Genomic DNA, 13,088 nt, shown 5'->3' with positions numbered 1-13,088 from the left:
TCAGCCGAACAGCCGCTGCGCCACGCGCTGGATCAGGGTCATCTGTTCCTCGCCCGGCGCGGGATCGGCAAAGCGTGCGAGCGCGCCGCGCGGACGGTCCGAAACGGTTTTCCCGTCCTTGAACTGAAGCCGGTAAAGATCGGCGTAGATGCCGCCGCGCGACAGCAGTTCCTCGTGCGTGCCTTCGTCCACGACGCGGCCGCGGTCCATCACGACGATCTTGTCGGCGCCCTGAATGGTACTGAGCCGGTGCGCGATCACCACCGTCGTGCGCCCCTTGGACAGACGGTCGAGCGCGCTCTGGACGATCTTCTCCGATTGCGCGTCCAGCGCCGAGGTCGCCTCGTCCAGCAGCAGGATCGGGGTGTCGCGCAGAAGCGCGCGGGCGATCACAACCCGCTGGCGCTGTCCGCCCGACAGTGACGATCCGCGCGGGCCCACGCGGGTGTTCAGCCCGTCGCTGAGGTTCGGCAGGAAATCCGATACATGGGCGGCGTCCAGAACCTTCTTCAGGGCCTCATCGCTGACATCGGTGCGCCCCAGAACGATATTCTCGCGCAGGGTTTCATCGAACAGCAGCGCCTCCTGGCTCACCACCGAGAACAGCTGCCTGAGATCGGGAATGGACATGTCGCGGGTGGATACGCCCCCGATGCGCACATCGCCCTCCTGCGGGTCGAGAAGCCGCGTCAGCAGGTTGAAGATCGTCGACTTTCCCGCCCCCGACGCCCCGACCAGCGCGGTCGTCTGGCCGGCCTCGGCCCGCAAGGACAAGTCGCGCAGCACGGGCGTGTCGCCGAAGCGCAGGGTGACGTTTTCCAGTGCGATATCCGGCGTTCCCTCCGGCGCCTTTTGCGGTGTTTCGGGCGAGGTCAGATTGACGGGGGCGTCCAGCAGTTCCTTGATCCGCTCAAGCGCGGCGGCGGCGGTCTGCCACTGGCCGCTGATCGCACCCAGACGCCGCAGCGGGTTGAAGGTGAAGCCCATCGCCGTGAAAAAGGTCATGAACTGGCCGATGGTCTTGTCGCCGGTGATGATCTCGTTCCCGCCGTAGAGAATCACGGCCATGAACCCGATGCCCGAGATGATATCGATCATCGCCGGAATGGCGGAGTTGCCGAAAGCGGTGCGGACCTCGGTACGCACGAAAATGCGCGTGATGTCGCGGTATTGCCGGGCCTGATAGGCCTCCAGCGCGTTCAGCTTGATCTGTACGATCCCGTGGAAAACCTCGTCCAGTCGCGTCGACAGCGTGGCGCCCAGATCGCGGGCCTCACGGGCGCGGCGGCGCACGAAGCGCTGTGCGAAGGCGGCGGGCAGGACCATCACGGGGATGCCGATACATGCCAGCAGCGCCCAGACCCAGTCGATGGAGATCGCCACACCCAACAACACAAGCAGCCCGATGAAATCGCGGCCCGCGCCGGTGATGATCGCGCGCCAGACATCGTTGACGGCGTTGACGTCCGACTGGACCCGTTGAACCAGAAATCCCGGCGGGTGATCCTGGTGAAAGGCGCCGTCCTGCAACATCATCCGGTCCAGCAGGTCAATGCGCATATCCGCTGCGGAGCGTTGCGAAATGCGTGTCAGCAGCACCTTTTGCGCAACCGACGAGATCGCGCGCAGCACGAAGATCCCCATCAGAACCAGCGCCACGATCCACAGCCACGATCCGTTGCCGGCGACGAACACGCGGTCGAACATCGGCTCCATCAGCTTTGCCATGGCGCCCAAGGTCGATCCTTCGATGATCATGAAGATCAGCGCGATCGCCAGCTTGCCCATGTGCTTGCGCAGATAGTCCCGCCAGAGCCAGCGCATCAACTGGCCGGAGGTATATGTTTCTGCGCTCATTCCGGGGCCTTTGGATTGGGGCGTTCAATCGGCGCAGTCTATCGGCCGTGCGGGACAGGGGCAAGCAAGGCCCGCGATTGACGGGCGCGCGCAGGGGGCTATGGTGCCGGAAAGGCGCAGCGCCCAACAGTCTGAGCATCAAGGAAAACTTCATGACCAACGCACCCAACCTGTCGCACGGTCGCGGCTATCTCGCTATTCCGGGGCCTTCCGTGATGCCGGAAGCGGTCTTGCAGGCGATGCATCGCCCTGCGCCGAACATCTACGCGGGCGAACTGCCGGACATGATGCCGGGCATCATGACCGATCTCAAACGGGTGGCGCGCACCAGCCATCATTGCGCCATCTACATCGCCAACGGCCACGGGGCGTGGGAGGCGGCGCTGGCCAATGTCGTGGCCCCCGGCGACCGCGTGCTGGTGCCTGCGACGGGCCGTTTCGGCCACGGATGGGGCGATATGGCGACGGGGCTCGGGGCCGATGTGGAGGTGATCGATTTCGGCAAATCCGATCCGTTCGACCTGAACCGCATCGCCGAGACGCTGAAAGCCGACAGCGGGCACAAGATCAAGGCTGTGCTTGCGGTCCACGTCGATACCTCGTCCTCGGTGCTCAACGACGTGGCGGGGCTGCGCCGTGTGCTGGACGATCTGGGGCATCCGGCGCTGTTGATGGCCGATTGCATCGCGTCACTGGGATGCGACCGGTTCGAGATGGACGACTGGGGCGTCGATATCATGGTGACCGGCTGTCAGAAGGGGCTGATGGTGCCGCCGGGCTGTGCCTTCGTCTTCTTCAACGACCGCGCGCAGGCCGTGCGCGACGCGATGCCACGGGTCAGCCGTTACTGGGACTGGACACCGCGCAGCCAGGCTGAAGAGCTGTGGCAGTATTTCGATGGCACCGCGCCCACGCACCATCTGTTCGGATTGCGCGTCGCGCTCGACATGATCCACGCCGAGGGAATCGAGGCCGTCTGGGCGCGCCACACGACACTTGCCCGCGCTGTCTGGACCGCCTGCGAAGCCTGGGGGGAGGGCGGTGATCTGCGCCTCAACATCGCCGACCGGGCACATCGGTCGACGGCTGTGACCTCCCTGCGGCTCAATGGCAGCGACGGCACACGCCTGCGCGAATGGGTAGAGGGGCAGATCGGCCTGACCCTCGGCATCGGTCTGGGTATGGCGGAACCGGACGATCCCAGGCGCGACGCGTTCTTCCGGCTGGGTCACATGGGCCATGTGAACGGACAGATGGTCATGGGGATGCTGGGCGGCATTGATGCGGGGCTGAAGGCGCTGGGCATTGCCCACGGCCGTGGCGCGCTCGATGCGGCGTCCGATGTCATCGGGGGGGCGGGGGCCTAGCCCCGGCGCGCCTCGACATAGCTGATCGCGCGGTTGATGCACCATCCCGTGCAGGCCACGGCGATCAGCCCCCAGATCGCCCAGATCGCGATCAGGATCCACGACAGGTTCACGCCGAACATCACAAGGCAGGCTTTTCTGAAGTCCGGAGCACGACCGGGATAATCGTCCATCGTCTGATCCACATTGCTATCCGCCTTCGACGATAGCGCAAATTTCCGATGGGTCAGCCGTTTTCTGCATCCGCGATCGCCGCCGGCAGGGCCTGCGCGAAAGTATCCAGCATTTCCGGTGTGCCGCAGCTGACGCGAATACAGCGGTCCTGCGGTGCGACGAAGGGCATCCGCACGAATATGCCGCGTGCGATCAACCCGGCCAGCACGCCCTTGGCGAAACTGCCGTCCCTGCCGCAATCTATGGTGACAAAATTCGTGGCCGACGGCAGTGGCTTCAGCCCGTTCTCGCGGGCGATATCCGCGATACGCGTGCGGGCGGCGGCGATTTTTGACTGTACCTCCGCCAGATAGGCCTGATCGGCCAGCGCCGCGAGCGCGCCCGCCTGTGCCGCCCGGTTCATGCCGAAATGGTTGCGCACCTTGTGAAAGGCGCGGATCAGCTCGGGATGCCCGATGGCATAGCCCACGCGCGCACCGGCAAGCCCGTATCCCTTCGAGAAGGTGCGCATCCGCACCACGCGGGGGTCGTCCGCGGGCAGGGGCAGTTCGGTCCCTTCGGGCGCGCATTCCACATAGGCCTCGTCCAGCACCAGAAGCGTGCCTTCGGGCAGATCGGCCATCGCGGCCACGATATCCGCGCCGCGGTGATGGCTGCCCATCGGGTTGTCGGGATTGGCCAGATAGACCAGCTTGGCATCGGTTTCGCGTGCCATGGCAAAGAGGCTCGCAGGGTCTTCGCAGTCGTCGACGTAAGGCACCGTATGCAGATCACCGCCGAATCCCGCGACATGGTAGTTGAAGGTCGGATAGGCACCGGCAGAGGTGACAACGGCGTCACCGGGGCCGACACAGAGCCGCACGAGATAGCCCAGCAGCGCGTCGATCCCTTCGCCGACCATGATATGATCCGCTGTCGTGCCGTGATGCGCGGCAAGCGCCTCGCGCAGGTCAAAGCTTTCCGGGTCGCCGTACATCCAGATCTCGGCATCGGCCATTGCCGCGACGGCCTTGGGTGACGGGCCGAAAACGCTTTCGTTCGCGCCCAGACGCGTGGCGAAGGGGCCGCCCCGGGCGCGCTCCTGCGTTTCCGGGCCGACGAAGGGAACCGTGGCGGGCAGGGATCGGGCGAGCGGGGTGAGGCGTGCGTTGGTCATGGCGGCAGTTAAGGCAGGCCGGTGCCAAAGGGCAAGGGGTGTCGCGCCTGCGTCTAACGTCACGTTTTGCTGGCGGCATGGCGTGGAATCGGGTTCCCTGCGGTCAAACATTCATCACCCGGAGGAAACCCATGTCCCGTGTCGACGTTACCTTTGAGAACCACATCGCCCACGTCCGCCTGACCCGCGCCGACAAGATGAACGCCGTCGATCAGGAGATGATCGACGCAATCATCGCCGCGGGCCAGCAGGTGGCCGCATCGGATGCGCGGGTGGCCGTGATCTCGGGCGAGGGAAAAGCCTTCTGTGCCGGTATCGACGTGTCCGGCCTGTCGGCCATGGCGGGCAAGGACCCGGCCGAGATGCTGATGCCGCGCACGCACGGCGAGGGTACGACCAACCAGTGGCAGGAAGTCGCGATGATCTGGTCGCGGATGGACATTCCGGTGATCGCCGCCGTGCATGGCGTCTGTTTCGGGGCGGGGATCCAGCTGGCGCTGGGCGCGGATATCCGCATTGCGGCACCGGATGCCAAGTTCGCGGTGATGGAGATGAAATGGGGGATCGTGCCGGATATGGGCGGCATGGTGCTGCTGCCGCGCCTCGTGCGGTCGGACGTGCTGCGCCGGTTGACCTACACCGCCGAGCCCGTCGACGCCGCACAGGCGGAACGCTGGGGCCTTGTGACCGAGATCGCAGAGGATCCGCTGTCGGCGGCGATGGATCTGGCCGCGACCATCGCGGGCAAAAGCCCGTCGGCGATCCGCGCGGCAAAGCGGCTGATCGGTATCGCAGAGACATCGCCTGCGGCGGAGGTTCTGGAGGCTGAATCGCGCCTTCAGGTCGATCTGATGGGCAAGCCCGACCAGATGGAAGTGATCGCCGCGTCCTTCGCCAAAAGGGCACCCGTCTTCAAATGAGGAAAAGCCGGGAGGGGCCAGCCCCTCCCTTTAGCGTTCAGCAAGTAACGACTGCCGGAAGAGAAGGGCGGCGACGGCACCGCCCCCCTCCCGGCACTCAGCCGATTTCGGACAGCCGGTCGAGCGCGGCCTGAAGCTGTTCGGCCTCTTCATTGCGCGCGGCGAGGTTTGCCTCGGCCTCCTCCACCACATCGGCGGGGGCGGACGCCTTGAACTTGGGGTTGTTGAGCCGCCCCTTCAGGCCGCCGATCTCCTTGGCCAGCTTGTCGAGCGATTTCTGGAGCCGCGCCTTTTCCGCATCGATGTCGATGATCCCTTCCAGCGGCAGGCCGAAGGTGGCGCCGGGTGCCGCGATGCTGACGGTGCCTTTCGGAAAGGCGTCGGCGCGGGTCAGGCTGTCGACACGCGCAAGGCGTTTGATCATGATCTCGTTGTTCTGCCACGCGGTTTCGCCCGCCTCGTCCATGGCAGTCACGATCATCGGCACCTTCAGGCCTGCAGGTACATGCATCTGGGCGCGCGCCGACCGGATATTCTCGATCACGGTGATCACCCAGTTCAGTTCGCGGTCGGCGGCCTCGTCCAGCAGATCGGCGGTGGTGTAGGTCGGCCAGTCCGCGTGTACCAGCGGCTTCGCGCGCTCTGTCGTCGTGCCCCACAGCTCTTCGGTGATGAAGGGCATCATCGGATGCAGCAGGATGAGACACTGATCCAGCACCCAGCCGAGCGTCTGGCGGGTTTCCTCGGCTTCGGGGGCATCGTCCTGCAACAGCGGTTTGGAAAGCTCGACGTACCAGTCACAGACCTTGCCCCAGACGAAGGCATAGAGACCGTTGGCCGCGTCGTTGAACCGGTAGGCGGCAAGGGCCGCGTCGGTTTCCTCGCGGATGCGGGCGGTTTCGCCGACGATCCACTTGTTCAGCGTGGCCGTGGGCTGTGGCATCTGCGCCGGTGTGCCGGTGAACACGCCGTTCATTTCGGCAAAGCGGTGGGCGTTCCACAGCTTGGTGCCGAAGTTGCGGTAGCCTTGGATGCGCGCGGTCGACAGCTTCAGATCGCGGCCCATGGCGGCCATGGATGTCAGGGTGAAGCGCACGGCATCCGCGCCGTATTCATCCACCAGATCCAGAGGATCGAGCGCATTGCCGAGCGATTTCGACATCTTCTTGCCCTTCTCGTCGCGGACGAGGGCGTGGACGTAGACAGTGCTGAACGGCTTCTGATCGACCACGGCGTATTGCATCATCATCATCCGGGCGACCCAGAAGAAGATGATATCGAAACCGGTGATCAGGACCGAGGTGGGGAAATATTTCTGCAGCTCTTCGGTCTGTTCGGGCCAGCCCAGCGTGCCGATGGGCCACAGGCCGGAGGAGAACCAGGTATCGAGGACGTCGGGGTCACGCGTGAGCGATTTGCCCGGCGCCATGGCCTGCGCCTCCGCCTCGGTGGCCGCGCAATACTGTTCGCCGTCCTCGTCGAACCACACCGGGATCTGGTGCCCCCACCACAACTGGCGGGAGATGCACCAAGGCTCGATGTTCTCCAGCCAGTGGAAGTACACCTTCTTGTCCTGCTCGGGCAGGATCTCGACCTCGCCGGAACGCACGGCGTCGAGCGCCGGGCCGACGATCTTGGCGGTGTCCACGAACCACTGGTCTGTCAGCATCGGCTCGATCACCACCTTGGAGCGGTCACCGAAGGGCTGCATGATTTTCTTGGCCTCCACGAGCGGGACGAGCGCTTCGTCGCGCGGCTCGCCGCCTTCTTCGGGCGCCACGGGAGTTGCGGCGGCCTTGCCCAGACGCGGGTCGTGGGCCTGCGTCATCACGGCGAGGCCTTCGGCGGTGATGTCGGCCACAACGGCTGCCCGCGCTTCGAAACGGTCCATGCCGCGGTACGCTTCGGGGACAAGGTTCATCGCGGCGATCTTGGCCTCGTCGAACCCTTCGTCGCCCCGCGCGATGGCCTGCGCGGTTGCGGCCTCTTCGGCGTAGGGGCGGCCATCGCTGCGCATCGCGCCCTTGGTGTCCATCAGGCTGTACATCGGGATGTTGCCGCGCTTGGCGACTTCGTAGTCGTTGAAGTCATGCGCGCCGGTGATCTTCACCGCGCCCGAGCCGAAGTCGGGATCGGGGTATTCGTCGGTGATGATCGGGATCAGGCGCCGGTGCTCTTTCGGGCCGACAGGAATTTCGCATAGTTTCCAGACGATTGCGGCATATCGTTCATCTGATGGATGAACGGCAACGGCGCCGTCGCCCAGCATGGTTTCGGGGCGCGTGGTGGCGATGGAGATATAGTCGCGCTCTTCCTCGAAGAGCACGTTTCCATCCTCGTCCTTCTCGGCGTAGGTATAGCTCGCGCCGTCCGCCAGCGGGTATTTGAAATGCCACATGTGGCCGTCGGTCTCGATATTCTCGACTTCCAGATCGGAAATCGCGGTCTCGAAGTGCGGGTCCCAGTTGACCAGCCGCTTGCCGCGGTAGATCAGGCCCTTGTTGTACATCTCGACGAAGACCTTGATCACGGCATCGTGGAAATTGCCTTCCTCACCCGCTGGCGCATTGGGCGCACCGGACATGGTAAAGGCTGTGCGCGACCAGTCGCAGGACGCGCCGAGACGCTTGAGCTGTTCCATGATCGTGCCGCCCGACTGGGCCTTCCACTCCCAGATCTTGGACGTGAAATCCTCGCGGGTGAAATCGGTGCGGCGCTTGCCGTCCTTGGCCAGTTCGCGTTCGACAACCATCTGGGTCGCGATGCCCGCGTGGTCCATGCCCGGCTGCCAGAGGGTGTCGTGCCCCTGCATCCGGTGCCACCGCGTCAGGATGTCCTGAAGGGTATTGTTGAACGCATGGCCCATGTGCAGCACGCCGGTGACATTCGGCGGCGGGATCACGATCGAGAATGTCTCGGCCCCGGCTTCGGCGTTTGCCCCGGCCTTGAAAGCGCCGGATTTTTCCCACGCCTCGTACAGCCGTGCTTCGGCTTCTTTCGCGTCAAATGTCTTGTCCAGTGCCATGATCTTCCACCTCGCCTTGTGCGCGATTGGCGGTCTATCTCAGCTTGAGCGAGAGGGAAAGACCCGCCGCAGCGGGCCGTGTGCCGGCGGCCTTTGCGGGGCCCGCAGCTGCGCGAAAGGTGCTGGGTGCGGGAAATGCGGCAATTGGCGTGGTTAATGCGCTTGCGGGCGGTGAATCGCGCTGCGTGCTCTGGACACCCGCTGCGGCGAGGCTAACCTGCACACAACAATGCTTCCGCGAAAGGGATTCACGTCATGGAAAAATTCGGCAAGAGCCAGTCCACCCAGCGGGTCGAAGACATTCGTTTTCTCACCGGCCACGGCAAGTATGTGGATGATATCGCGCCCAAAGGGGCGCTGCACGCCTTTGTGTTCCGCTCCCCCGTGGCCCACGGCAAGATCACGTCGATCGATGTGGCTGACGCGCGCGAGGCGGCGGGCGTGCATCTGGTCTTTACCTGTGCGGATCTCGAAGAGGCGGGGGTGAAGATCGGGATGAGTGGCGCGATCCTCGACAATCGTGATGGGACCAAGGGCGCCAAGCCGCTGCGCCCGATGCTGGCCAAGGACAAGGTCCGCTACGTGGGCGAACCTGTCGCGATGGTCATCGCCGACACCTACGATCAGGCAAAGGACGCGGCGGAGCTTATCATGCTCGACGTGGAGGAACTGCCGGCGAAGGTCGATCTGGGACCGGGAGGCGAGACGCTGCACGAAGAAGCGCCCGAAAACCGCGCCTTCGACTGGGGCATGGGCGACGAGGAAGCGACCGAGAAAGCCTTTGCCGCAGCGGCCAAGACCGTATCGCTGGAAGTGGGCGACAACCGTATCATCGTGAATTCGATGGAGCCGCGCGGCTGTTTTGCCGAATGGGACGGCACCAAGCTGCATCTTGCCAACAACGGGCAGGGCGTCTGGGTCCACAAGGACAACTTGGTGAACGCTTTCGGGCTGGAGCCCGAGAATGTGCGCGTGACCAACCCCGACACCGGCGGTGCCTTCGGGATGAAGGCGATGGCATACCCCGAATATTTCCTGATCTGCCACGCGACCCGCACCCTCGGGCGTCCGGTGCGCTGGATGTCCGACCGGACCGAAGCGATGCTGAGCGACAACGGCGGGCGCGATTTGACATCTCTGGCAGAGCTTGCCTTTGACGAGAACAACCGCATCACCGCCTACCGCGTCAGCACCAAATGCAATCTGGGCGCCTACAACAGCCAGTTCGGCCAGCCGATCCAGACGCAGCTGTTCAGCCGCGTGCTGATGGGCGTCTATGACGTGCAGACCACGTGGTTGCAGGTCGAGGGCTATTACACGAACACCGTGCAGGTCGACGCCTACCGCGGCGCGGGCCGTCCGGAGGCGATCTATGTCCTTGAGCGGATCATGGACCGCGCGGCGCGCGAGCTGGGCGTCGATCCGTGGGAGCTGCGGCGCATCAACTTCATCAAGCCGGACCAGTTCCCCTACAAGACCGCAACCGGCGAAACCTACGATGTCGGCGATTTCAACAAGGTCCTGACACGCGGTGCCGGTGAAGCGGACGCCGCCGGCTTTGCCGCCCGCGCCGAGGCAGACGCCAAGCGCGGCCTGCTGCGCGGTCAAGGCCTGTGCTATTACATCGAATCCATTCTGGGCGATCCCAGCGAGGGGACCGAGGTGATCTTTCTCGAAGACGGGACCGTCGAGGTTCTGGTCGGGACGCAGTCGGGCGGGCAGGGACATGAAACCGTCTATGCCAAGTTCCTGAGCGACCAGACGGGCATACCGCTGGACAAGATCACGGTCGTTCAGGGCGACAGTGACCGCATCGCGCAGGGCGGTGGGACGGGCGGGTCACGGTCCGTCACGGTGCAGAACAACGCCACGCTGGCGACCGTCAGCAAGATGATCGAGGATTTCACCGCCTTCCTCGCCGACGAGATGGGCGTCCCCGCGTCCGAGATCGGTTTTGATGACGAACGGTTCCGCGCCGAGGGGTCGAACCTGACGCCCACGATGCTGGAAGTTGCCGAAATGGCGCGCGAAAAGGGGCGCGAGGATCTGCTGACCCATCACGAACGCGCGACACTGCCCGCGCGCAGTTTCCCCAACGGGGCACATATCTGCGAGGTCGTGATTGATCCCGAGACCGGTATCGTCACCGTTGACCGCTATACGGTCGTCGATGATTTTGGCAACCTAATCAATCCGATGCTGGCCGAAGGTCAGGTGCATGGCGGGGTCGTTCAGGGCATCGGCCAAGCGGTGCAGGAGCGCACGGTCTACGACGAGGACGGCCAGTTGCTCACGGCATCGTTCATGGATTACGCCCTGCCACGGGCGCAGGATGTTCCTTACATTTCCTTTACCAGTGAACCCGTACCTTCCACTGCCAATATCATGGGCATGAAAGGCTGCGGCGAGGCCGGGACAGTGGGCGCGTTGGCAGCGGTTTCCAATGCGGTGCAGGACGCCCTGTGGGATCAGGGGATCCGGCAGGCGGACATGCCCTTTACGCCGCACAAGGTTTGGGAGCTTCTGAACGGTGACAGGATCGCTGCGGAATGATCTGAGCAAGAGTTTCCTTCGGCGGCTCTTCGGCCGGCTCTGGACAAGACCGGCCAGCGATTTCGGACCCCGCAGGGGGCGCCAGACCCATGTGATCATCCTTGACGGGACCATGTCGTCCATCGAGGACGGGCGCGAAACGAATGCCGGTCTCACCTACAAGCTGGTGCGCGAGATCGGCAGCGAGGTGTCGATCTACTACGAGCCGGGGCTGCAATGGCAAACCTGGATCGACGTGAGCGGCGTTCTTGCGGGCAAGGGCATCAACCGCCAGATCCGCCGGACCTACGGGTATCTGGCGTCGCGGTATCACGAAGGCGACCGGATTTTTCTGTTCGGATACTCGCGCGGTGCCTATGCCGTGCGGTCGCTGGCCGGGCTGATCGAGCGGGTGGGGCTGTTGCGCGCGGATCAGGCGACCGAACGCAACGTGCGCGATGCCTTCAGGCACTACCAGGCAAGGGAGCCGTCAGCGGCCAGTGCCCGTTTTTCGGAAAAATATTGCAGGTCCGGTGTCGAGATCGAGATGATTGGCGCGTGGGACACGGTCAAATCGCTGGGCATCAACGCGCCCGTGCTTTGGCGTCTCAGCACGGCGCACCATTCCTTCCACGACCATCACCTGAGCGAGAATGTAAAACGGGCCTGCCACGCGCTGGCGCTGAACGAAACCCGCGTCGTCTATCGCCCGGTCCTGTGGGAAACCGATGCGACCACACTCGACCGGACGGAACAGGTCTGGTTTCGGGGCAGCCACGGCGACATCGGCGGCCAGCTGGGCGGGCGCGAATACGCGCGTCCGCTGTCCAACATCCCGCTCGTCTATATGCTGGAGCGCGCTCAGGACGCGGGACTGCCGCTGCCCGATGGCTGGCAGAGCCGGTTTCCGCAGGATCCGCACGCGCGCTCGATCGGAACATGGGCGGGCTGGGGCAGGCTGTTCGTCACCCGCAGACGCCGTGTTGTCGGCCGCGATCCGTCGGAGCGGTTGCACTACACGGTTGGTGTGACGTCGTCGCATTTGCCGCAATTGGTCCGCGTCGGGCCCTAATTCGGGCGAATTTTCCGGCAAGGCTGGCCTTCTCCAACAGGGGAAGGATCCCATGCGCAGGTTTATCACGACGAAGGTGCTTTGCGCAGCCTTTTGCCTTGCGGGCGCGCCTGCGGCGGCACAACCGATCAGCTGGGGGATGGCGCAATGCGCGGGCGTGATGGAGGCGATGGCCGCCAACGTGTCGCGCCGCGACGTGATTGCCTATCTGGGCGCGGCCTCGAAACAGCTGATGGATGCGGCGCGGGCGCAGTCGCTGAGCGAGGGGCGCGATCCCGCCGAGCTGTCGCAGGTGCGGTCGGCCAAGGCGGAGGAGTGGCGGATTTCGGGTCTGACACTCCCTCTGCGGCAGGATTTCTATGACTGGATGGGATACTGCAAGTCGCTCAGCCGCGCCTACGACATCACATTCGACCGCAGCATGTTTGAGTGAATAGGGCGGTCGCCGCTCAGCGCAGCTTCATCACGATACAGGTGGTCGAGCCGGTCGCGTAAAGCTTGCCATCCTCGATGCCCCTGATCTCGCCCTGGGCGACGCCGGTCGACCGGCCCACGTGGTTGGAGGTCCCGATACAGTCGATCTCCATCCCGATGGGAATCGGCCGCAGGATGTTCACCTTGTACTCCAGCGTCGTGTAGACGGATCCGCGGGGCACTTTCGTCATCACCGCGCAGGCCATCGCGCTGTCCAGAAGGGTGCCGTACCAGCCGCCGTGTACGGTGCCCATCGGATTGGTCATCTCGAATGTGGGCGAGCCGCGGAAGACGCAGCGCCCCTCTTCGACAGAATACAGCCGGTAGCCCATAGTTGCCGAAATCGGCGGGCCCGGATTGGTGCCGTCAAGGATGCGCTGCATGAACTCCAGCCCGGAGAGTGAAAGCGCCTCTTCCTGGCTGAGCAGATCTTCGGGCGATTGGGCTGTAGACGGCATGGGCGGCTCCGGTTGACGTGTTCGGTCACCCTAGAAAAGCCGCCCCGCGAAGT

General features: G+C 64.3%; 10 protein-coding genes. 5 read left to right on the top strand and 5 right to left on the bottom strand.

The annotated features are described in order from the left end of the window. Entirely contained in the window at positions 1–1,857 is a 1,857-nt protein-coding gene (locus tag ABMC89_RS06770; protein ID WP_349566499.1) for an ABC transporter ATP-binding protein, read from the bottom strand. A 152-nt stretch (positions 1,858–2,009) separates the two neighbouring features. Here ABMC89_RS06770 and ABMC89_RS06765 point away from each other — a divergent pair, with 152 nt between their 5' ends. Further along, a complete protein-coding gene (locus tag ABMC89_RS06765; protein WP_349566497.1) occupies positions 2,010–3,224 on the top strand; it encodes a pyridoxal-phosphate-dependent aminotransferase family protein in 1,215 nt (404 codons plus the stop codon). Here ABMC89_RS06765 and ABMC89_RS06760 read toward each other — a convergent pair. Beyond that, a complete protein-coding gene (locus tag ABMC89_RS06760) occupies positions 3,221–3,409 on the bottom strand; it encodes a hypothetical protein (RefSeq protein WP_349566495.1) in 189 nt (62 codons plus the stop codon). The genes ABMC89_RS06765 and ABMC89_RS06760 overlap by 4 nt on opposite strands. 41 nt (positions 3,410–3,450) lie before the next feature. Further along, complete coding sequence (locus ABMC89_RS06755; RefSeq protein ID WP_349566493.1) at positions 3,451–4,554, bottom strand: pyridoxal phosphate-dependent aminotransferase; 1,104 nt, start codon at positions 4,552–4,554, stop codon at positions 3,451–3,453. 131 nt (positions 4,555–4,685) lie between these two features. Between ABMC89_RS06755 and ABMC89_RS06750 the strand changes: the two genes are divergently transcribed. Then, entirely contained in the window at positions 4,686–5,474 is a 789-nt protein-coding gene (locus ABMC89_RS06750; protein WP_349566491.1) for a crotonase/enoyl-CoA hydratase family protein, read from the top strand. 97 nt (positions 5,475–5,571) lie between these two features. On the opposite strand, the gene ABMC89_RS06745 is transcribed toward ABMC89_RS06750, so the two are convergent. Beyond that, entirely contained in the window at positions 5,572–8,499 is a 2,928-nt protein-coding gene (locus ABMC89_RS06745; RefSeq protein WP_349566489.1) for a valine--tRNA ligase, read from the bottom strand. Positions 8,500–8,754: 255 nt separating this feature from the next. Here ABMC89_RS06745 and ABMC89_RS06740 point away from each other — a divergent pair, with 255 nt between their 5' ends. From ABMC89_RS06740 to ABMC89_RS06730, 3 genes are read left to right on the top strand one after another with little or no spacing between them, the layout of a single operon-like run. Further along, positions 8,755–11,052 carry a xanthine dehydrogenase family protein molybdopterin-binding subunit gene (locus ABMC89_RS06740; RefSeq protein ID WP_349566487.1) on the top strand — a complete coding sequence of 766 codons (2,298 nt, stop codon included), beginning with the start codon at positions 8,755–8,757 and terminating at the stop codon, positions 11,050–11,052. Further along, complete coding sequence (locus ABMC89_RS06735) at positions 11,030–12,103, top strand: T6SS phospholipase effector Tle1-like catalytic domain-containing protein (protein WP_349566485.1); 1,074 nt, start codon at positions 11,030–11,032, stop codon at positions 12,101–12,103. The genes ABMC89_RS06740 and ABMC89_RS06735 overlap by 23 nt, the downstream gene beginning before the upstream one ends. Positions 12,104–12,155: 52 nt before the next feature. Beyond that, entirely contained in the window at positions 12,156–12,536 is a 381-nt protein-coding gene (locus tag ABMC89_RS06730; protein WP_349566483.1) for a hypothetical protein, read from the top strand. Between the two features lie 16 nt (positions 12,537–12,552). On the opposite strand, the gene ABMC89_RS06725 is transcribed toward ABMC89_RS06730, so the two are convergent. After that, the gene (locus tag ABMC89_RS06725) at positions 12,553–13,035 is read right to left on the bottom strand and encodes a PaaI family thioesterase (protein WP_349566481.1); all 483 of its coding nucleotides are present in this window, start codon (positions 13,033–13,035) and stop codon (positions 12,553–12,555) included. Positions 13,036–13,088 lie beyond the last annotated feature (53 nt).

This window comes from Sulfitobacter sp. HNIBRBA3233 (assembly GCF_040149665.1).
Lineage (GTDB): Bacteria > Pseudomonadota > Alphaproteobacteria > Rhodobacterales > Rhodobacteraceae > Sulfitobacter > Sulfitobacter marinivivus.
Note: the sequence above shows the minus strand (reverse complement) of the source record. Positions and strands in the feature narration are given on the sequence as shown.